This window comes from Pseudomonas sp. GW821-FHT10B02 (genome assembly GCF_059415665.1).
In genome coordinates, this window is the sequence record NZ_JBWKNR010000018.1 from 94583 (window position 1) to 115673 (window position 21091).

The 21091-nt window shown below is 61.1% G+C and carries 21 protein-coding genes; 11 read left to right on the forward strand and 10 right to left on the reverse strand.

The window, feature by feature from the left end; genetic code table 11:
• Nucleotides 1–38 precede the first annotated feature (38 nt).
• Together AC07OF_RS23860 and AC07OF_RS23865 are read left to right on the forward strand one after the other, a co-directional pair.
• Nucleotides 39–1268, forward strand: coding sequence for an MFS transporter (locus AC07OF_RS23860; protein WP_495073562.1), 1230 nt, complete (start codon nt 39–41; stop codon nt 1266–1268).
• A gap of 58 nt (nt 1269–1326) precedes the next feature.
• Entirely contained in the window at nt 1327–1875 is a 549-nt protein-coding gene (locus tag AC07OF_RS23865; RefSeq protein WP_157192973.1) for a cupin domain-containing protein, read from the forward strand.
• Between the two features lie 187 nt (nt 1876–2062).
• Here the strand turns inward: AC07OF_RS23865 and AC07OF_RS23870 are convergent, their stop codons facing one another.
• The gene (locus tag AC07OF_RS23870; protein WP_157192974.1) at nt 2063–3553 is read right to left on the reverse strand and encodes a DASS family sodium-coupled anion symporter; all 1491 of its coding nucleotides are present in this window, start codon (nt 3551–3553) and stop codon (nt 2063–2065) included.
• A 363-nt stretch (nt 3554–3916) separates the two neighbouring features.
• Here AC07OF_RS23870 and AC07OF_RS23875 point away from each other — a divergent pair, with 363 nt between their 5' ends.
• Both AC07OF_RS23875 and AC07OF_RS23880 read left to right on the forward strand, forming a co-directional pair.
• A complete protein-coding gene (locus tag AC07OF_RS23875; RefSeq protein WP_476446854.1) occupies nt 3917–4249 on the forward strand; it encodes a hypothetical protein in 333 nt (110 codons plus the stop codon).
• A gap of 110 nt (nt 4250–4359) precedes the next feature.
• On the forward strand, nt 4360–4782 hold the full coding sequence (locus AC07OF_RS23880; RefSeq protein WP_157192975.1) for a group II truncated hemoglobin: 423 nt from the start codon (nt 4360–4362) through the stop codon (nt 4780–4782).
• Here AC07OF_RS23880 and AC07OF_RS23885 read toward each other — a convergent pair.
• The 3 genes from AC07OF_RS23885 to AC07OF_RS23895 form a co-directional block, all read right to left on the reverse strand.
• Entirely contained in the window at nt 4773–5075 is a 303-nt protein-coding gene (locus tag AC07OF_RS23885; RefSeq protein WP_157192976.1) for a hypothetical protein, read from the reverse strand. The two genes, AC07OF_RS23880 and AC07OF_RS23885, sit on opposite strands and share 10 nt — an antisense overlap.
• 142 nt (nt 5076–5217) lie before the next feature.
• Entirely contained in the window at nt 5218–5406 is a 189-nt protein-coding gene (locus AC07OF_RS23890; protein WP_038611798.1) for a hypothetical protein, read from the reverse strand.
• Nucleotides 5407–5569: 163 nt separating this feature from the next.
• The gene (locus AC07OF_RS23895; RefSeq protein WP_038611801.1) at nt 5570–5890 is read right to left on the reverse strand and encodes a YbjQ family protein; all 321 of its coding nucleotides are present in this window, start codon (nt 5888–5890) and stop codon (nt 5570–5572) included.
• 182 nt (nt 5891–6072) lie between these two features.
• On the opposite strand from AC07OF_RS23895, the gene AC07OF_RS23900 reads away from it, so the two are divergent.
• Together AC07OF_RS23900 and AC07OF_RS23905 are read left to right on the forward strand one after the other, a co-directional pair.
• Nucleotides 6073–7503 carry an MFS transporter gene (locus AC07OF_RS23900; protein WP_495073563.1) on the forward strand — a complete coding sequence of 477 codons (1431 nt, stop codon included), beginning with the start codon at nt 6073–6075 and terminating at the stop codon, nt 7501–7503.
• A gap of 78 nt (nt 7504–7581) precedes the next feature.
• The gene (locus AC07OF_RS23905; RefSeq protein ID WP_191831620.1) at nt 7582–8253 is read left to right on the forward strand and encodes a helix-turn-helix transcriptional regulator; all 672 of its coding nucleotides are present in this window, start codon (nt 7582–7584) and stop codon (nt 8251–8253) included.
• Here the strand turns inward: AC07OF_RS23905 and AC07OF_RS23910 are convergent.
• The 4 genes from AC07OF_RS23910 to AC07OF_RS23925 form a co-directional block, all read right to left on the reverse strand.
• On the reverse strand, nt 8234–8719 hold the full coding sequence (locus AC07OF_RS23910) for a DUF2165 family protein (protein ID WP_157192979.1): 486 nt from the start codon (nt 8717–8719) through the stop codon (nt 8234–8236). The two genes, AC07OF_RS23905 and AC07OF_RS23910, sit on opposite strands and share 20 nt — an antisense overlap.
• 119 nt (nt 8720–8838) lie before the next feature.
• Entirely contained in the window at nt 8839–9855 is a 1017-nt protein-coding gene (cydB, locus tag AC07OF_RS23915; RefSeq protein ID WP_157192980.1) for a cytochrome d ubiquinol oxidase subunit II, read from the reverse strand.
• A gap of 13 nt (nt 9856–9868) precedes the next feature.
• Nucleotides 9869–11260, reverse strand: a complete 1392-nt coding sequence (locus AC07OF_RS23920) for a cytochrome ubiquinol oxidase subunit I (protein ID WP_157192981.1) — start codon at nt 11258–11260, stop codon at nt 9869–9871.
• A 102-nt stretch (nt 11261–11362) separates the two neighbouring features.
• On the reverse strand, nt 11363–13687 hold the full coding sequence (locus AC07OF_RS23925) for an FdhF/YdeP family oxidoreductase (protein WP_157192982.1): 2325 nt from the start codon (nt 13685–13687) through the stop codon (nt 11363–11365).
• A 364-nt stretch (nt 13688–14051) separates the two neighbouring features.
• Between AC07OF_RS23925 and moaA the strand changes: the two genes are divergently transcribed.
• Nucleotides 14052–15083, forward strand: a complete 1032-nt coding sequence (gene moaA / locus AC07OF_RS23930; protein WP_157192983.1) for a GTP 3',8-cyclase MoaA — start codon at nt 14052–14054, stop codon at nt 15081–15083.
• Nucleotides 15084–15093: 10 nt separating this feature from the next.
• Complete coding sequence (locus AC07OF_RS23935; RefSeq protein ID WP_157192984.1) at nt 15094–15993, forward strand: bestrophin family protein; 900 nt, start codon at nt 15094–15096, stop codon at nt 15991–15993.
• A gap of 98 nt (nt 15994–16091) precedes the next feature.
• Here AC07OF_RS23935 and moaB read toward each other — a convergent pair whose 3' ends face one another.
• Nucleotides 16092–16637 carry a molybdenum cofactor biosynthesis protein B gene (gene moaB, locus AC07OF_RS23940; protein ID WP_157192985.1) on the reverse strand — a complete coding sequence of 182 codons (546 nt, stop codon included), beginning with the start codon at nt 16635–16637 and terminating at the stop codon, nt 16092–16094.
• A 240-nt stretch (nt 16638–16877) separates the two neighbouring features.
• Here moaB and AC07OF_RS23945 point away from each other — a divergent pair, with 240 nt between their 5' ends.
• On the forward strand, nt 16878–17765 hold the full coding sequence (locus tag AC07OF_RS23945) for a LysR family transcriptional regulator (protein ID WP_157192986.1): 888 nt from the start codon (nt 16878–16880) through the stop codon (nt 17763–17765).
• A 17-nt stretch (nt 17766–17782) separates the two neighbouring features.
• Here AC07OF_RS23945 and AC07OF_RS23950 read toward each other — a convergent pair whose 3' ends face one another.
• The gene (locus tag AC07OF_RS23950; RefSeq protein ID WP_157192987.1) at nt 17783–18730 is read right to left on the reverse strand and encodes a Dyp-type peroxidase; all 948 of its coding nucleotides are present in this window, start codon (nt 18728–18730) and stop codon (nt 17783–17785) included.
• 174 nt (nt 18731–18904) lie between these two features.
• On the opposite strand from AC07OF_RS23950, the gene AC07OF_RS23955 reads away from it, so the two are divergent.
• Nucleotides 18905–20326, forward strand: a complete 1422-nt coding sequence (locus tag AC07OF_RS23955; protein ID WP_157192988.1) for a purine-cytosine permease family protein — start codon at nt 18905–18907, stop codon at nt 20324–20326.
• 125 nt (nt 20327–20451) lie between these two features.
• Nucleotides 20452–21084 carry a hypothetical protein gene (locus AC07OF_RS23960; protein WP_191831610.1) on the forward strand — a complete coding sequence of 211 codons (633 nt, stop codon included), beginning with the start codon at nt 20452–20454 and terminating at the stop codon, nt 21082–21084.
• The last annotated feature ends 7 nt before the right edge of the window (nt 21085–21091 follow it).

A 21091-nucleotide genomic window follows, 5' to 3' on the forward strand; every position in this document is an offset into this window, starting at 1 on the left:
GGCACAATGCAACGCTTGCCTCTAAGCCTTGGATAGCCATGAATAGCGCACAGGATCCTGCCCGACCCGCCCCGCTTGCCGCCACGCAAAGTAGCTTCGACCTGCGACCGCTGCTGTTTGCCAACATGGCCTGCACCATGGCGATGATGGCGTTTGTTTCCTTGATCGGCCCGATCGCCCGCACCCTGGGCCTGGCCACCTGGCAGGCCGGGGCGGCGGTGACCGTAGCCGGGGTGATCTGGATGTTACTGGCGCGGCCTTGGGGCCAGGCCAGTGATCGCCTCGGCCGGCGGCGGGTGCTGTTGCTCGGCACCGCAGGCTTTACCCTGGCGTACTGGGCCTTGTGCCTGTTCATCGATACCGCCTTGAATCTGCTGCCCAGCGCCACCCTGGCCTTCATTGGCCTGATGTTCGGCCGCGGTTTGATTGGTGCGTTCTACGCCGCCCTGCCGGTGGGTGGTGCTGCGCTGATCGCTGACAACATCCCACCACAGCATCGCGCTCGAACCCTGGCGTCGCTGGGCGCGGCCAACGCCGTCGGCCTGGTGCTCGGCCCAGCGTTGGCGGCACTGCTGGCGCGCCACAGCCTGAGCCTGCCGTTCTATGCGATGGCGCTCCTGCCGATGCTGGCGTTTGTAGTGCTATTGCGCAAACTCAAACGCCAGGAGCTGCACCTCAAGCAACCGCCGCGCCCCGTGCGCCTGGCCGATCCGCGCTTGCGCCGACCGCTGCTGGTGGCTTTCGTGGCCATGCTCAGCGTTTCCGTAGCGCAGATCACCGTCGGCTTCTTCGCCCTGGATCGTTTGGGCATGAACCCGGCGGGCGCGGCGCAGGCCGCGGGCATCGCCCTGACCATGGTCGGCGTGGCACTGATCCTCGCGCAACTGCTGGTGCGCGCGTTGCAGTGGCCGCCGCTGCGGATGATCCGCGTCGGTGCCAGCCTCTCGGCCCTGGGCTTTGCCGCTGCCGCCTTTGCCAGCAGCGCCGAAATGCTCTGGGCCAGCTTTTTTGTTTCGGCCTGCGGCATGGGCTGGGTGTTCCCGGCCTTTTCGGCCTTGGCCGCCAACGCCATGGACGCCTCCGAACAAGGCGCCACGGCCGGTTCAATCGGTGCTGCGCAGGGTCTGGGAGTAGTCATCGGCCCGTTGGCCGGGACCTTGATCTACGCCGTCGATCCGCGCCTGCCCTACCTGATCGTGGCGGCGTTGCTGCTACTGGTCGGACTGTGGCCACACCCGCGCCAGTCGTCCGTACAGGCGGGCCGCTAAAGCATCACGGAATGTGCTTTAATGCTCCGCCAAAAAATTTTCGATATATAAGGCGGCTATGGACACGGGGACACGACTCAAACTGGTGCGTGAACGCAACAAACTCTCCCAGCGGGAGCTGGCCCGTCGTAGCGGGCTGACAAACTCGACGATTTCCCAGATCGAGCAAAATCGCGTCAGCCCCTCGGTCAGTTCCCTGAAAAAACTGCTCGAAGGCATTCCCATGTCCCTCGCGGAGTTTTTCAGCTTCGACGAGCCGCCGCGCGAAGAACGCTTCGTGTTCCGCTCCACCGAACAGCCTGACCTGGGCAACAGCGGCTTGCGCTTGCTGCTGGTCGGCGCCAGTGTCGAAGGCCGGCAGATGCGCATGCTGCGTGAACTGTACGCACCGGGTGCCGACTCCGGCGACGAACCGATCGTCCATGCCGAAGGCGAAGAATGCGGCCTGGTGACCCGTGGCACCATCGAATTGCGGGTGGATGGCCAGGTCAGCATCCTCAACTCCGGTGACGGCTACTACTTCCCGACTACCCTGCCGCACAGCTTCAAGAACATCGGCCAGGACGAAGCAGAAATCATCAGCGCCAACACCCCGGCAAACTTCTGATCGCGCCGCAAGAAAGCGCGAAACCAGTTGAACAGTGATCAACTTGTGGGAGCCGGCATTGCCGGCGAGAGGCCGGTACTGCCAACGACAAGCGGGAAGCCGGATCTGCGACCGCTTTGCGGTCGATCGCAGGCCACGCCTGCTCCCACAAGTTCGCACGAGACAATTTCCACAAGGGTGACTTGCCTTACATCCACCCCAACCAGTGCCACCAGGTCGCCGCAAACACCAGCATCAACAGATAACCAATCACCGTCACCAGAATCCCCACCCGCGCAAACTGCTTGGCACTGAACGTCTCAGTCCCCAGGCACACCATGTTCTGCGGCGCATTGATCGGCAGAATAAAGCCATAACTGACCACAAACCCCAATGCCATGGTCATCCCCAGACGACTGAAATCCCCGGGCAAGGTCTGCAACACCGCAATCAGAATCGGCAACAGCGCCGAGGTCAGCGCCGTCGCACTGGCAAACCCCAGATGGATCAGAATCAAGAACGCCGCCAGGATCGAAAACACCCCCAGCGTGCCCAACTGATCCAGCCCGGTATTGGCCACCACCTGTGCCCCTAGCCATTGCCCCGCCTGGGTAGTCAGCAAGGTAGTCCCCAGACTGATCCCGACCCCGAAGACAATCACCGTGCCCCATGGAATCCGTGCTTGCACATCTTTCCAGGTCATCACCCCAAAGCGCGGCAGCAACAGAATCACCAGCCCGGCATAGGTGGTCGAAGTGGTATCGAAACTATGCAGCTTGCCCTCGGTGGCCCAGGCCAGCAGCAACAGCACCGACACCCCGAGCAAGCGCTTCTGCGCTCCGCTCATGGGCCCAAGCTCGGCCAGCGTCTTGTTCACTGCCTCCTTACCACCAGGAATGCTGTCACTCTCTGGCGGCAACAGTTTGAGCACGATGAAAATCAGCACCGCCGACATGATCACCGCCCACGGCGCACCAGCAATCAGCCAGTCGATCCACGACACCCGGGCACCGAGCATCTTGTCCATGAAGCCCACGGTCAGCAGGTTCTGCGCCGCCGCAGTCTGGATACCGATGTTCCAGATGCTGGTGCCCTGGGCCACGATGATCATGATCCCGGCGGCAATGTTGGAGCGCTTGTCGACGCCAAACGCGGCAATCACCCCCATCATGATCGGCACCACGCAGGCACTACGGGCGGTGGCACTGGGCACCACCAGGCTGAGCAGGATCGTCACCACCACCGCGCCGAGCAAAATGCGCCGGGTGCTGACGCCGACGCGGGACAGGGTCACCAGGGCGATACGCCGGTCCAGCCCGGTATGGGTCATGGCCGCAGCAATGAACAAGGCACCGACCACCAGCGCCAGGGCGCTATTGGAAAACCCGGTAAGCGCCAGGCTGATGGCCGCGGAGGAGCCATAGGTTACCGAGGGATCGGCCACCGTCGGCGCCGTGCCGAGCAGGAAGGCCATCAACGAAGTGATCATGATCGCGCTGGCTTCGTACGACACCGCCTCGCTGATCCACACCACCACGGCAAACGCCAGAATTGCCAGAACCCGCTGCCCGGCCACCGGCAAGTCGGCCGGCAGTGGAAGCATCAACACGCCAATCAGGGCAGCAACCCCCAACAACAAACCAATCGGAATCTTGACCCGGGTGGATTGTGCACCCGGTGTGCTAGCCGACGAACTCATGGGAATCTCCCTACTATGCATGTGTGAACATGATCGGCCAGTTGCCATGGTGGCGAACTGATTCGTATCAACACGGGCGAATGAAGTATTGTCGGACAAGAATGTAGTGCTCAAAAAAAATCACTACAAAACCTATTGACGCCATTCGTCGGCCCTTGCATGATGAGGCCGTCTCCCCGATCGGGGACACTGGCAAGGGTGTTCCAGGCAGCTCGAAGGATCCATGAGCTGTATGCGGATGGGTACTGCCCAAAAGGCAGCGTGTAAAAGCCCCCAGTTGTGACGCTGCTGTAGCAGCTTTCTTTCTACGCTACATGACGTGCGCCGAGTTTGAACTCAACTACGAATGGTCAAGGGGGCTTTATGATGAATCTGAACAATCAACCGACTGTTGACGAACTGGCCCGGCTGTTCGCCGCGCGCAAGGACACACTCGACAGCCACATTCTCTGGGTATGCGAAGCCGGTGAAGTGCGCCTGGACAAGCTGGGGCCACTGACCGATGAAGCGCAGTTCGAGCAACGCACGCCGAACATGCGCGCCCGGTTGAAGATGTACCGTCGCGGCCAGGGCTACGTCGGCAAGAAAGCCGCCGCCGACACCCAATATGTCGGTCGCGTTCTGCAGACCCTGCAACATGAGTGGGCCGAGCTGCAGAACAAACCAGGCGTTGCGGTAATCGACCGCCTCTGCTGAGAACAACAAAAGGCAACAGGCAATACATTGAAGCCCGGTTCGCAAGGATCGGGCTTTTTTCATTAGTGCCCTACCCGGCTACAATGCCCCTTTTGCCCAAGAGCCCAGCCATGAACACTCCCGCATTCGGCACCGGCGATGCCTCCTACCAGGCCGCAGGCGGCATTGATGGCCTACGTCGGCTGGTCGATGATTTCTACCGTTTGATGGACCAGGCCCCGAGCGCCCGCGTGGTGCGTCAGATGCACCCGGACAACCTCGACAGCTCGCGGGACAAGCTGGCCTGTTTTCTCAGTGGCTGGCTCGGCGGCCCGGCGTTGTTCAGCGAACGCTATGGATCGATCGCCATCCCGGCTTTCCATGCCCGTTGGCCGATCGATGAATCCCACAGTGAAATCTGGCTGAACTGCATGGCGCAGGCCATCGCCCTGCAAGGTTACTCAGCGGAGTTTGCCGAGTACTTGCTGCGCCAGTTGCGCGTGCCGGCCCAACGCATTGTCCAGGCCAGCCGCAATCGTCATGCTCAGGCCTGACGCCGCAATGGCGCCTGCTCCATGGGGAAGTCCCCGGTGAGCAACGCCCGGGCCCGGTCCACACCCCAGACCATGGCGCGGGTCATGGTTTCACCCGGGCGATTGTTGTAGTACTCCTCCACCATCGCCTTGCCATGGCGGGCGTATACGCCGATGAACAATTGTGTAGCGCCGGTGCGCGACAACCTGACCTGAACATCAATGCTGGTACCGTCACTGAGTTGTTCGTCGTGGCTGCGACTGTGCAGCTGCGCGTCCGCCCATCTCCAGTATGTTTCTTCCCTGATGCGCATCGGTTACCCCCTGTATTGATAGCAGCCGGACAAGTAAGACATACAAGTGCGCTACAGGCGAGCGCCCAAGCCTTAACCGTTGAGCAAGGTCAAACAATGCAGAAAAAACCCCGCAACAATGTGCGGGGTGATGTGAACCGGTTCACTTTTTCAGCGGGACTCTGGGCATGAAGCGGCCTTTCTTGGCGCGCTGCAGATGGCTCGGTCTGGCGTGTTCGGCGTCGTCCCGGGTCATATGGGCAAAACCCAGACGGAAATCCGCCTGACCGCAACGTACCTGGCTGTTGATGGGAAATTCGTCGCCATTGTCCTCGTGGTAGAACTCACTCATGCCCTGTCTCCCTCTGACAGCGAGCCCATACCGGCAAGCAGATGATTGCCCAGATAAGTATCGGCTCAAGTGATTCTGAGACTAGCCGGTCATTTGTGGACCGTGCAGGCGGATAACAAAAAAGCCCGACCAATGGCCGGGACATTTTGTCGCACCCTGAAAACTACCTGAGTTTGACAGCAGTGCCGGTGACGAACACCACGACCATCCCGCCACGGGCCGACGGCATGCTGATCTCGTAATCCAGGCCGACCACGGCATCGGCCTGCAGGCTGCGGGCACGAGCCTTGATTTCATCGGTGGCCTGCTCGCGGGCTTCTTTCAAGGCGCTTTCCAGGGTTTGCGAACGGCCCCCGAAAAAGTCGCGAAAGCTTGCGAACACGTCGCGCACCACGTTGATACCCTGGACCGATTCGGCGCTGACCACGTCCAGGTAGGCGGCAATTTGCCGACCCTCGACAGTGCCTGTAGTGGTGATAATCATGCTGCTCTCCTTCCCTTCGGTCTTGCAGGTTGTACGCCGAGCCCGTCCGGACCACGGCAAAAAAAGCGATGGTAACAAATGCCGAAGATCGTCCACCGGCTATTTATCCAAGCAATCATTTGTGTAATACGAGAGGCGCACCTAGACTTCCAGGCACTCATCACCTTGCGAAGGAACCGCACATGCCCTCACCGTCTACACCGGCAAACGCCTCCTGGGCCGAACTGCTGCATGGCCGCAATGCCCTGCGTTCGATTGCGCTGGCCGGCGGGGTGGCGCTGCATGCGATCAACGTCTACATCGTCACCACCATCCTGCCGACCGTGATTGCCGACATCGGTGGATTGGCCTTCTATGCCTGGAGCACGACGCTGTTCGTGGTCACCTCGATCATCGGCTCGACCCTTTCGGCGCGGCTGCTCGAAGGCCTTGGACCACGGCGCGCGTTCCTCCTGGCCTTGGCCGTGTTCGCGGCAGGTTCAGCGCTCTGCGCGGCAGCCCCGAGCATGCCGGTGCTGCTGGCTGGCCGCAGCGTCCAGGGCCTGGGTGGCGGTATTCTGTTTGCCCTGAGCTATGCCCTGATCCGTCTGGTGTTCGATGCACGCCTATGGCCGCGCGCCATGGCCATGGTTTCCGGCATGTGGGGCCTGGCGACCCTCTGCGGCCCGGCCATCGGCGGCGTGTTTGCCGAGAGCGGACATTGGCGCTGGGCATTCTGGACCTTGCTGCCAGTGATTGCGCTGCTGGCGGTGATCGTCATCACGCAACTGAACAACACCCTCGCCGGCACCTCCAGCAGCTTACGCCCACCCTATGGTTTGATCGCCTGCCTGGTGGCCTCGGTGCTGGCTATCTCGGCGGCCAGCCTGTCCAGTCACCTGCTGTGGAACCTGCTCGGCATCGCTGCCGGTCTTGCCATCGCCGTGCTGATCGCCCGCCTTGACCGGGATCCCGAACGTCGTCTGCTGCCCACCGGGGCCTACTCATTGGCTACCCGCCTGGGCGTGCTGTATGGGGTGATGTGTCTGTTGATTGCGGCCATGACCACCGAGATTTTCGTGCCCTATTTCCTCCAGCAGATCCATGGTCTCGGCCCCCTCGCCGCAGGCTACATGACCGCCGCCATGGCCGCTGGCTGGACCCTCGCCGCCCTGCTCAGCGCCAGCCGCACGGGCGATGCGGCCGAGCGGCTGATTCGCCTGGGGCCGGCGGTGATCGTCGCGGCGCTGCTGGCGCTGGCCTGGATGACCGCGCAGATCCACTGGCTGAGAAGCGTGCTCGGCGTTGCCAGTTACTGCCTGGCCCTGGCCGGGGTTGGCCTGGGTATCGGGCTTGGCTGGCCGCACCTGTTGAGCCGGGTCTTGAGCGCCGCACGCCCTGGCGAAGAGAACCTCGCTTCGGCGTCGATCACCACCGTGCAGTTGTATGCCACGGCCCTGGCTGCGGCGTTGGCCGGACTGGTGAGCAACAGCGCCGGGTTGGTCGATCCCGGTGGTGTGGTCGGTGCCCAGCACGCTGCGTTGTGGTTGTTCGGCGTATTTGCCCTGGCACCCGTACTGACCCTGATACTGGTTCGGCGCATCACCGGCAGCCGTGGCCTGGCCCTGGCCTGATGCGCGGCGCAGAGCGGCATTTGCAGCGCTCATTCAATACAATCCTGGACTTTCCATGTGCATGACGACCGCCCTTCCATGACCCCGACCGCCACCGACGCCAGCAACTCCACCGCCGAGCGCATCCTGTTTCTGCTCAAGACCCGCGGCGCGCTGAAGACCACCGACCTGGCCAGCCTGCTGCAGATCAGCTTCGAGGCCGCGCGCCAACACGTTCAGAAGTTGCAGGCGGCGCAGCTGATCAGCGGCATCAGCGCGCCAGCCAACGGCGCCGGTCGGCCCTCACAGAAATGGTTACTGACCGAGACGGCGCAACGGCGCTTTCCGGATGCTCACAGTGTGTTGACCCTGCAACTGATCGAAAGCGTCGAGCAGGTGTTCGGCAGCGACGGTGTCGAGCAACTGATCCAGCGCATGGAAGCGACCCATCGCGCCGAATACCAACAGGCCTGCAGCCAACTGCACAACCTGGAAGACAAGGTGCGCACCCTGGTGCAGTTGCGCGAACAGGCCGGCTACATGGCCGAAATGCAGGCCTGCGACAACGGCTGGCTGATCATCGAGAACCACTGTCCGATTTGCGTCGCCGCCAGCCGCTGCCAGGGTTTCTGCCGCTCGGAGCTGCAGGTGTTTCAAGCGGTGCTCGGCGAGCAGGCGCTGGTCGAACGTTGTGAACATCTGCTGTCGGGCCAACGCCGTTGTGTGTATCGGGTCAGCCCACGGCATTCCCCTACGCCCAAGGCAGGTTGAACACCACAAAGGCCAGCAAGGCCCAGAGCACCAGCACCAGATGGGTCAGCTGCAAGCCTTCCTGACGAATCCAGTAACCAAACCAGAGGCCCCCCAAGAGCATGCTGAAGGTAAAGCCGAGAAACGCGCTCAGCGCCAGGTTCAACCACGGGCGGGCCTGCACCAGATCGGCCTCGGCCAGCAACAGGTAGCTGCCGGTCAGTGCAGCCCCTGCGGCGATGACCTGCAACAGCACCACCAGCAGCAAGGCGATGCGGTGCCAGGCAGGCGAATGCAGGGCGCGGCCGAGCAACGGGATATCAATGGCCGGCGCCTGACGCAAGGGCGCCATGGCCATGGTCGCCCCTACTGCACCGACGGATGCGCGAAAGGCCTGAAGATTGTTGAGTACTGCAATACACAGCCAGAGACTCAAACCCGACGCGAGGGTGGCCTGAAACAGCCACAGGGAGGTGTGCAAATCCATTTGATTGTCAGCCCTAATACACAAGTTTGAACTTGGATATTAGGACTGCACCGGGCAATGCACAAGCTATTGCCCTACCCGACCCTGCAACGGCGTCAGGCACTCAGCGGGCAATCGCCTCAGTGATAGGCGTCCCCCACCTTCACCTTGCCGCGGAACACGTGGTAGCTCCAGAAGGTGTAGACGAGGATGACCGGAATGATGAACAGCGCCCCGATCAAGGCAAACAACTGACTCGACGCTGGCGATGCGGCCTGCCACAGGCTGATCGCGGGCGGCACGATGTTCGGCCAGATGCTGATGGCCAGTCCCAGATAGCCGAGGAACACCAAGGCAACCACCGCGATGAACGGCCAGTGCGAGTGACGTTTGCGCAAGCTCTTCTGGATCACCAGCACTGCGGCCACGGCCAGCACGGCAATGGCAGCAGAACGCAGCCAGTGACTGCCAGCGAGCCAGCGCTGGGCGATGTCGTCATGGATCAATGCCGTCCAGCCACAGATGATCGCGATGACCAGCGCCAGCAGGTACGCCAGCGGACGGCTGTAGTGACGCATGCGCGACTCGAGCATGCCCTCGGTCTTGATCAGCAGCCAGGTGCTGCCCAGCAGTGCGTAGGTCAGGATCAGGCCCAGGCCACAGAACAGCGGGAATGGCGCCAGCCAGTCCAGGGCGCTGCCGGCAAACTGACGATCCACCACCGGGATGCCACTGATGTAGGTACCAATCGCCACCCCCTGAAAGAACGTCGCCAGGATCGAACCACCAATAAATGCTTTATCCCACCAGTGACGCTTTTGCGCGCTCGCCTTGAAGCGAAACTCGAACGCCACGCCACGAAAGATCAGCCCGGCCAGCACCAGCACCAGCGGCAGATAGAGCGCCTCGAGGATCACCGAGTAGGCCAACGGAAACGCTCCATACAACGCCGCCGCACCGAGCACCACCCAAGTCTCGTTACCATCCCAGACCGGCGCGACGGTATTCATCATCACATCCCGCTCGCTGGTGTCGGAAATCAGCGGGAAAAGGATACCCAGCCCCAGGTCAAAGCCATCCATGATCACGTACATCATCAGGCCGAAGGCGATAATAACGCCCCAGATGATCGACAGATCGATACCTTGAATTGCCATGTTCCAGTCCCTCTCAGTCGGCGACAGACAGCGGTCTGCGGGAAGTTGCTAGCAGGGTCTCGGCAGGTGTGACGTCATGCGCCGCACAGGCCTTCGGCCCCTTGCGGACCAGGCGCATCATGTAGCCAATGCCAACGGTGAACACCGAGAAGTAAATGACCACGAACAGTGCCAGGGTCACGCTCATCTGCATGGCACTGTGATTGGACGCCGCTTGCGTGGTGCGCATCAGGCCGTAGACCACCCAGGGCTGACGCCCCACTTCGGTGGTGAACCAGCCGGCCAACAGGGCAATCAGACCGGAGGGCCCCATCAACAAGGCGAACCACAGGAACAGCCTGTTGCGGTACAGCGCAGCGTTGCGCCGCAGCACCAGGGCCAGCAGTGCGCAGCCAAGCATCAACATGCCGAGCCCGGCCATGACCCGGAAACTCCAGAAAATGATGGTGGAGTTGGGCCGGTCCTGTTTGGCAAAACTCTTGAGCGCCGGGATCTGTTTGTTCAGGCTGTGGGTGAGGATCAGGCTGCCCAGGTAGGGGATTTCGATGTTGTAGTGCGTGGTCTCGGCATCCATATCCGGCAACCCGAACAGCACCAGCGGTGACGGCTCGCCGGGCTTGTTCTCCCAGTGGCCTTCGATTGCCGCGATTTTCGCCGGCTGATACTTGAGGGTGTTCAGACCATGGGCATCACCGACGACAATCTGCACCGGGGTGGCAATCAGGATCATCCACATGGCCATCGACAGCATCTTCCTGATCTGCGCCGAGTCGTTGCCGCGCAGCAGGTGCCAGGCCGCCGAGGCGCCGACAAACAACGCGGTGGACAGAAACGCCGCCAGCGCCATGTGCATCAGGCGATAAGGGAACGACGGGTTGAAGACGATCTTGAACCAGTCCACCGGTGCCACCCGGCCATCGATGATCTCGATCCCCTGTGGTGTCTGCATCCAGCTGTTGGACGACAAGATCCAGAACATCGAGATCAGCGTACCGATGGCCACCATCACCGTGGCAAAGAAATGCAGGCGCCGCCCCACCCGGTCCCAACCAAACAGCATCACCCCGAGGAAACCGGCCTCGAGGAAGAACGCGGTGAGTACTTCGTAAGTCAGCAGTGGCCCGGTGACGCTGCCGGCGAAGTCGGAGAAGCGTGCCCAATTGGTGCCGAACTCGTAGGCCATGACCAGACCCGAGACCACGCCCATGCCGAAATTGACGGCAAATATCTTCGACCAGAAATGGTAGAGGTCTTTGTAGACCCGGTTATTGCTCTTCAGCCAGCAGCCTTCGAGCACGGCCAGAAAACTGGCCAGACCGATGGTGATGGCCGGGAAGATGATGTGGAACGAGACGGTGAACGCGAATTGAATCCGCGCCAGGTCCAACGCACCCAGAGTGTTCATGAGGAAATCCTTGCAGACGCGCGCACGCCCGGACACGGCAGCCCGCTGGAGCTGCCGTGGGCGCTCAACGCTTCAAGTCAAATAACGCAAACGGCGTAACGATCAGAGGTTCGCCGACGCAATCCGGTTGTTGTCCCGCGCCTTCTCAAGTTTGATGGCGATGAACTTCGAGGTTGGCGTGAAAGTGCGGTCGCCGTAGCTTTCCAGCGGCACCAGTGGATTGGTCTCCGGGTAGTACGCTGCGGCCTGGCCACAGGGAATGTCGTAGGCCACCAGGGTAAAGCCGCTCACACGGCGCTCGCGGTCATCCTCCCAGAGCGAAACCAGGTCGACCTTTTCGTTGGGTTTGAAGCCCAGGCGACGAATGTCCTGCTCATTGGCAAAGATCACCTCACGCAGGCCAAACACGCCGCGATAGCGGTCATCCAGACCATACAAGGTGGTGTTGTACTGGTCATGGGAACGCAAGGTCTGCAACACCAGGTCAGGCTTGTCGCCACGCGCCAGCACCGCTTGATTGACCAACTGCTCCGGCAACAGGCTCGGGGTGAACTGGGCCTTGCCAGAGGCGGTGTTCCACTGCCGTTCGGCGGCGGGGTTACCCAGATGGAAGCCACCGGGATGTTGTAAACGGGCGTTGAAATCCTCGAAGCCCGGGATGGTGTCGGCGATCAGATCACGGATACGGCTGTAGTCGGCCACGGTCCACTCCCAATCGATCGGCCGGTCACCCAAGGTGGCCTTGGCAATACCGGCAATGATCGATGGCTCCGAACGTTGCAGCGGCGAGCTCGGTTTGAGCTGGCCGTAGGAGATATGCACCATGCTGAAGGTGTCTTCCACGGTAACGCCCTGCGGGCCTTCAGCCTGCACATCGATTTCGGTGCGTCCAAGGCACGGCAGGATCAACGCATCACGGCCAGTGACCAGATGCGACCGATTGAGCTTGGTGGCGATGTGCACGGTCAGCTCGCAGTTGCGCAAGGCGTCGTGAGTGCGCGGCGTATCCGGCGTAGCCTGAGCGAAGTTGCCGCCCAGGGCGATGAACACCTTGGCACGTTTTTCCTCCATCGCCTGGATCGCCAGAACCGCGTTATGGCCATGCGCGCGTGGCACCTGAAAGCGAAAACGCTGCTCCAGGGCATCAAGCAGCCGCGCTGGCGGTTGCTCGTCGATGCCCATGGTGCGGTCTCCCTGTACGTTGCTGTGACCGCGCACCGGCGACAGCCCGGCCCCCGGTTTGCCGACGTTGCCGCGCAGCAGTTGCAGGTTGATGATTTCCTGCACGGTGGGCACCGAATGGCGGTGCTGGGTAACGCCCATCGCCCAGCACATCACCACCCGCTCGGCACGCCGGTACATGCGCGCCGCCAGCTCCAGCTCGGCCAGACTCAGGCCGGATTGCTCGACGATGTGCGCCCAGCTGGTGGCATCGACCTGCGCCAGGTAGGCATCTACGCCCGAGGTATGCTCGGCAATGAAGGCATGGTCGAACACCGCCGGTTCGCCATTGGCCTGGGCCTCACGCTCCCACTTGAGCAGGAACTTGGCGATACCGCGCATCACCGCCATGTCGCCGCCCAAGGCAGGCCGAAAGTACGCGGTGTTGGTCGGCTCGGAGCCATTGCTGAGCATTTCGAAAGGATGCTGCGGATGCTGGAAACGTTCCAGGCCGCGCTCCTTGAGCGGGTTGAAGCAGACCACCTGGGCGCCGCGTTTGACCGCTTCGCGCAGCGGTTCAAGCATGCGCGGGTGGTTGGTGCCGGGGTTCTGGCCGATGACGAAAATTGCGTCCGCCTCCTCCAGGTCGTGGAACACCACAGTGCCCTTGCCTACCCCGAGGGTTTCGCCCATCCCTACGCCACTAGCCTCGTGGCACATGTTCGAGCAGTCGGGGAAGTTATTGGTGCCGAAGGCCCGCACGAACAACTGGTAGAGGAACGCCGCCTCGTTACTGGCGCGACCGGAGGTGTAGAACTCGGCCTGGTCGGGCGAGTCGAGGCCGTTGAGGTGTTGAGCGACCAGGGCAAAGGCCTCCTCCCACGAGGTTTCGACGTAATGATCGGTGGCCGCGTCATAGCGCATCGGGTGTGTCAGGCGGCCCTGATATTCGAGCCAGTAGTCGCTCTGCCCGGCGAGCGCGCTGACGCTGTAGCGGGAGAAGAACGTCGGGTCGACAGCGCGACCGGTGGACTCCCAGTTGACCGCCTTGGCACCGTTCTCACAGAACTTGACCATGCCATCTTCAGGCGACTCGCCCCAGGCACAACCCGGGCAATCGAAGCCGCCGTTCTGGTTGGTCTTGAGCATCACCCGCAGGTTCTTGAAAGCATTCTCACTGCCCAGCCAGCTCTTGGTCACGCTTTTCAGTGCGCCCCAACCGGCTGCCGGGGCATTATAGTTTTTGATGTGTTCGTCTTGACTCATCAGGGTAATCCTCGATATGCACGCAGAGATTAATTAATCTCAAGGCAAGGGCCGTTATACGGCTAACTCAAGCTGCCATATAAACAACAATCAGCCGGACACTAACTGCCTTCCCGTTTCATTTACCCTTTCAGGCTATTGAGCCAATTCCTACGCGTCCAATCGAAAGTAATTACAGACCGATCAAAACCGTCTATCACAGCCAGAAGCCACAAAATACGGGGCTCACAGCAGTGATAGACGGTACTTATCAATTAGTCACTAAAAGCAATTTGACGTCACTCCCGCAGCTCCCTATGCTCGATACAAGGCACCATGATTATTTATTTTATTTGCACCCCATGCGTTCACCGCAATAACCGACATGAAATTAAAAGAGGTAATCGCAACCGTGAATGCAAACGACACTACATTGGTCGATGGCTTCAATAGAAAGATTGATTACCTGAGGATGTCGGTGACCGATCGTTGCGATTTCCGTTGCGTCTACTGCATGGCTGAAGACATGCAGTTCCTGCCGCGCCAACGCATTCTGACCCTTGAAGAGCTGTATCAAGTGGCCGAGCGTTTCATCGCCATGGGCACCCGCAAGATCCGCCTGACCGGCGGTGAGCCACTGGTGCGCAGCGGCATTGTCGAGCTGTGCACACGCGTCGCGGCGCTGCCGGGGTTGCGCGAGCTGTGCATGACCAGCAATGGCTCACAACTCGGACGCCTGGCCAAACCCTTGTTCGATGCCGGGCTGTCGCGCCTGAACATCAGCCTCGACAGCCTCGACCCGCAGCGCTTCAAAGCGCTTACCCGCACCGGCGATCTGCATCAGGTGATCGCTGGTATCGACGCCGCACGCGCAGCCGGCTTTCGCCGCACCAAACTCAATTGCGTGGTGCTCAAGGGCCGCAACGACGGCGAGATCAACGACCTGGTGCGCTTTGCCATCGACCGCGAGCTGGACATTTCCTTCATCGAAGAAATGCCCCTGGGAGTCATCAGTGAGCACCAGCGCAGCGAGTCCTACTGCTCGAGCGATGAAGTCCGCGCACGCATCGCCGAGCAATTCACCTTGATCGAATCCGCTGAATCCACCCAGGGCCCTTCACGGTACTGGCGCCTGGCCGAAGCGCCGCAGATTCGCATCGGCTTCATTTCGCCCCACAGCCATAACTTCTGTGGCAGTTGCAACCGCGTGCGCCTGACCGTCGAAGGCCGTTTGTTGCTGTGCCTGGGCAACGAGCACGCCAGCGACCTGAAGCAGGTGCTGCGCGCGCACCCCGGCGACAGCGCCCGGCTGGACAAGGCCATTCGCGACGCCATGACCCTCAAGCCCTACCGTCACCACTTCGACATCAACGGCGACGTGCAGATCCTGCGTTTCATGAACATGACCGGCGGCTAACGGAACCCTGATGATCGTTCACCCCAAACCCAACCTGCTCAACGTCCTGATCTCCCTCAAAGGCTCGATAGCCAAGCGCATCGCCCGGCGCACTGTCATGGTCACCGCGCTGGCTTCGCTGATCGTGCTGATCGAGAACCAGCACCCGGCGCTGTTTTCCCGGGTCAACGCCACGCCCTTCACGTTGCTCGGCATCTCTTTGTCGATTTTCATGAGCTTTCGCAACAACGCCTGCTATGAACGCTGGTGGGAAGGCCGCAAAGCCTGGGGTCAGGTGATCATCGAAATACGCTCGTTCATTCGCGAAAGCTGCGTCATCGCCGATCGGCAACTGCGCGAAAGCCTGCTGCTGAATCTGTGCGGTTATGCCCATGCGCTGAACGCCAGGTTACGCGGCGAAGACGAACTGCACGTCGCGCGCAAATGGGTGCCTGGTGTATCCGCCCTGCCCACTCACAACATCAGCGATGCAATCCTGCAAGAGACAGGCAGGATCTGTTCGCGTCTGGCCGAAGAAAACACCATCAGTGAATGGCGCTACATGGCACTTGAGCAGCGCTTGCATGGGCTGTCCGAAGCCCAGGCCGTTTGTGAGCGGATCAAAAGCACACCCTTGCCCTTCCCCTACACCTTGCTGCTGCACCGCACGATCTACATCTTCTGCGTGCTGCTGCCGTTCGCCATGGCCCAGCCGCTGGGTTGGCTGGCGCCGATTTTCACGGCGATTGTCAGCTACACCTTCTTCGGCCTGGACGCCATCAGCGATGAGCTGGAAGACCCGTTCGGACACGATGAAAACGACCTGCCTACCGATGCCATGGTGCGTACGATCGAACGGGAAATTCTCTCAGCGGCAGGTCACACCGACCTGCCTGCGCCCCTGCAGCCGGTGGACTTCGTTCTCAGTTGAAGGCATAGGGTGGGAGCGGGCTTGCCCCGCGATTGCGGTCTGTCAGCCAAATCGTATCGCGGGGCAAGCCCGCTCCCACTGGCATCCCCCACCATTGTTCATTGGCCTTGACGCGACCCGCACAGATTGCCGGGTTTGAGGTGGGCAACGAAGTTGCAGGGACGGTGACGGGCATCGAGCTGCTCGGCCAGGATGCCTTCCCATGCCGTGCGGCAGGCACCGGTCGAGCCCGGCAGGCAGCACACCAGCGTACCATTGGCCAGCCCGGCCAAAGCGCGGGTCTGCACCGTGGAGGTGCCGATGTCGAGGATCGACAAGGCGCGGAACAACTCGCCAAACCCGTCAATATGCTTGTCGAGCAAACAGGCCACCGCCTCGGGGGTGCTGTCGCGGGCGGTAAAACCGGTGCCACCGGTCACCAGCACCACCTGCACCTGGTCGTCGGCGATCCAGGTCGCCACCTGCGCGCGGATTTTGTAGACATCGTCCTTGAGCAACTCACGGGCCACCAGGCGATGGCCCATTTCCACCGCGCGAGTCGCCAGCAATTCGCCAGAGGTGTCGGTGGCAAAAGTACGGGTATCACTGACGGTCAGTACGGCGATGTTGATCGGTACGAAAACCGCATCCATTTTCACACTCATGTAATAGCCTCAGGGTCGAAGAGTAATCTTCGGGGAAACTAGTGACTAAAACAAAAGCCGTCCAATCGATAGTTCACAACAGCCTATCGACCCCCTCTATTGGCAAAACACCACAACCACCCGCTTGATCGACCGCACTTATCAACCAGTCACTCATACTCATTGGACGCACTTTTGCCCTGCGAGTAGGGTTGCGTAACCGCACTATGCTCAACCCCATACCACTTGCCAGGCCGCGCCATGGACATCAAACAACTCAAGTTTCTCATCGCCCTGGATCAGACCAGACACTTCGGCCAGGCCGCTGCGCTGTGCCACATCACCCAGCCGACGCTGTCCATGCGCTTGCGCAACCTGGAAGACGAGCTGGACCTGGTGCTGGTAACCCGCGGCCAACGTTTTGAAGGTTTCACCGAAGCCGGCGAGCGCATCCTGGCCTGGGCCCGGACCCTACTGGCGGCCTACGACGGCCTGCAGGCCGAGGCTGCCAGCTGCCGCGGGCAGATCGTCGGCAACCTGCGCCTGGGCATGGTGCCGTTGTCGAGCATCAACCCCATGAGCTTCCTCACGCCCCTGGCCCAGCGCTATCCAGAGCTGCATTTCCAGCTCTCGTCACTGAGCTCGGAACAGGTCATCGATGGTTTGAGCCGCAACCAGCTCGATCTCGGTATCTGCTATCTGGACCAGATCAACACCAGCTTCTTCGAGGTCATCGAACTGGGCGCTACCAGCATGGGCCTGCTGTACGACACGCGCCACTACCACTTTGACCAGCCCGAACTGCCGTGGGAGGCAGTCAGCGATATCCCCCTGGGGATGCTGTCCAAGGGCATGCACTACCGCCAATCCGTCGACCTGAGTTTCAGAAGCCGGGGCCTGCACCCGCAACCGGTGCTGGAGAGCGACTCCACCTACCAGCTGATCCAGGCGATCTGCGCCGGCATCTGCTGCGCGATCATGCCACTGCAAAGCGGGCTGGACGAACTGAGCGAACACATTCGTATCGTGCCGATAGCCAGCGCCAGCGTGCATGCTCCGATCGGCCTGCTGCTGCGCCGTAGCGAACCGCGCTCGGCCCTCGCTGAGAAATGTTTTGCCGAAGTCAAAGCACTGCTCGACAGCCACTGACAACGCGCATGTGCCGATTAGCCGGTGCGCTCGGCAAGCGCTTCGAGCACATCGGCTGAAGGCACGAAAAACAGGCCACCGCTGACCGCCGTGCTGAAGTCGAGCAAGCGGTCGTAGTTACCTGCAGGTTTACCGACAAACATGTTTTCGAGCATCTGTTCGATCGGCTCGGGAGAACGCGCATAACCAATGAAGTAGGTGCCGAATTCCCCGGCACCAGGGCGGCCGAACGGCATGTTGTCGCGCAGGATCTTCACTTCCTCGCCGTCCTGCTCAAGGACCGTCAACGCGCTGTGCGAGCAACTGGGTTTGACCGATTCGTCGAGTTCGATATCAGCCAGTTTGCTACGGCCGATCACGCGTTCCTGGGCCTCGACAGTCAGTGCGTTCCACGCCTGCATGTTGTGCAGGTACTTCTGCACCAACACATAACTGCCTGCGCTGAAGGCCGGGTCTTCAGCACCGATCAGGGTGAAATGCTCTGCCTTGCGCCCGACCGGGTTTTCCGTGCCGTCGACAAAACCGATGATGCTGCGCATGTCGAAATAACGAAAACCCTGAACCTCATCGACCACGGTCACCGCATCGCCCAGCGCCGCCATCAATTGCGTGGCCAGCTCGAAGCACAGGTCCATGTGTTCGGCGCGGATATGCAACAGCAGGTCACCCGGCGTTGCCAGGGCACGGCGCTGCTCTGGACCGAACTCGCGAAAGGGGTGCAAGGCCGCCGGACGCGGATCACCGAACAGGCGGTCCCAGGCGCTGTCAGCAAAACCGCAGACGCACGACAGGTTGCCGCCCGGCACGCGCTTGCCCACCGAACGGGTCAGCCCGGCGACATCGGCACACCACCCGCGTACGCGTTCGGCAGCTTCAGGCCCGGGCTTGAGCGTGGCGACGATAAAGATCGCGCTGCGAGTGATCGGGCTACAGACCGCTTGGGGTTCAGCTGTTGATTCAGGCATGGGTTTTGAGCACTGCTGAGGCTGAAAAACTGCAGCGTAGCAGAGCGTCGCCATCACGACACATACACTTGACTGTAATTGTATATACATGCTCATATCTGCTGACGTCGCCCGCCCTGCGTCCGGCCGGTGACCCGACCGCTCGACAACAACAATATGCGGAGATCCACAGCAATGACCCAGGCCAGCGCCTCGCGCAGCAAGCCCTTGATCGAACGTCGCTCGATCGACTACATCCCGGAAAATGAACGACACGGACGCCTGTACAGTCAGTTCACCCTGTGGCTGGGTGCCAACCTGCAGATCACTGCAATCGTCACCGGGGCCCTGGCCGTGGTGCTCGGTGGTGACGTGTTCTGGTCGTTGATCGGCTTGCTGATCGGCCAACTGGTCGGCGGCGCGGTCATGGCCCTGCACGCCGCTCAAGGGCCGAAACTGGGCTTGCCGCAGATGATTTCCAGCCGGGTGCAGTTCGGTGTCTATGGCGCGGCCATCCCGATTGCCCTGGTGTGCCTGATGTACCTGGGTTTCACCGCCACCGGCACGGTGCTGTCGGGCCAGGCGATCGGCCAGTTGCTCAGCGTCAGCGACAGCGTCGGGATCCTGATTTTCGCCGCCGTGATCGTCCTGGCCACAGTGTTCGGCTATCGCATGATCCACTGGATCGGGCGGATTGCCAGCGTACTGGGGATCATCGCATTCGTTTACCTGTTCAGCCGCATCATGGTCATCAGCGACATCAGCGAGCTCCTGCAAAACCGCCATTTCAGCTGGACCACGTTCCTGCTTGCGGTGTCGTTGTCGGCGTCCTGGCAGATCTCCTTCGGCCCCTATGTGGCGGACTATTCGCGCTACCTGCCAAGCCGTACTTCGTCGTTCAAGACCTTCCTTGCCGCAGGGCTGGGCTCGGTAGTCGGCTCCCAGGCGTCGATGGTGCTCGGGGTGTTTGCCGCAGCCATCGCCAACGGCCAGTTCTCCGGCCGTGAAGTGGCCTATATCGTCGGCCTCGGGGGCACCGGCGCCACCGCCGCACTGCTGTATTTCAGCATCGCCTTCGGCAAGGTGACCATCTCCACCCTCAACTCCTACGGCAGTTTCATGTGCATCGCCACCATCATCAGTGGCTTTCGCGGGCATATTGAAGTCAGCCGCCGCCAGCGTCTGTTCTTCGTCCTTGGCATCGTCGGCGCCTCGACCCTGATCGCCCTGCTCGGCCAGCACTCGTTCCTCGTCGCATTCAAGTCGTTCATCCTGTTCCTGCTGACCTTCTTCGTACCCTGGAGCGCGGTCAACCTGGTCGATTACTACTTCATCACCAAGGAACGCTACGACGTGCCGGCCCTGGCCGACCCCAATGGCCGCTACGGGCGCTGGAACATGCCGGGCATCATCGTCTACACCATTGGCGTACTGGTGCAGATGCCGTTCATTTCCACCAAACTCTACACCGGCCCGATGGTTGCTCATCTCGGTGGTGTCGATGTGTCGTGGATCATCGGCCTGGTGGTGCCGAGCGTGCTGTATTACCTGGTGGCCCGTGGCAAAGCCGCCCAGGCGCCGGCACGGATGATCCTGCCCGAAGCGACTCACTCCTGAGCTGAACCCTCGGTTGCCCACCGCCTTGACGGTGGGCAACAACCGTTCGGCGCCCCAATCAATAACGACATATTTTTATGCTGTAATTGATCTTGTAGGCCACTTCACCCGCCGAGGGTACTGCCATGAAGATCAGACTGTCAGTTGTGCTGCTGCTTGCAGCTTTATGTGCGCTTCCCAGCTTGAGCCCTGCGGCTCAAACCCCTGCCCCGCAAGCCGAATCCGCTGCATTGACCACGCGCCTGGCCCTGCGCGACCTGTGGGTCGAGCATATTTTCTGGATTCGCGATTACGCCATCGCCAATCAGGCCGGCAATCGTCAACAGGCCGATGTCGCCAGCCAGCAGGTGGTCAGCAATGCCACTGCGATTGCCAACAGCATCGCCCCGCTCTACGGCCAGCCCGCCGCCGACCAGTTGCTGAAACTGCTCGCCGGGCACTGGGGCGCGGTCAAACAGTACAGTGATGCCAGTGTCAGCCAGTCGGCGTCGGGTAAACAGGCAGCGGTCAACGACCTGGGCAGCAATGCCAAGGCCCTGGCCAAATTCCTCTCAACAGCCAACCCCAACTTGCCGGAAGCTACGCTCAATACGATGCTCGCCGCCCATGGCGGCCACCATATTGCGCAGATCGACGAACTCGGGAAAAAGGACTACAAGGCAGAAGCGGTCACCTGGCAACACATGCGCGAGCATATTCTCGGGTTGGCCGATGCCTTGACGGCGGCACTGGTCAAACAGTTCCCGGACAAGTTCTGAGCGAGGT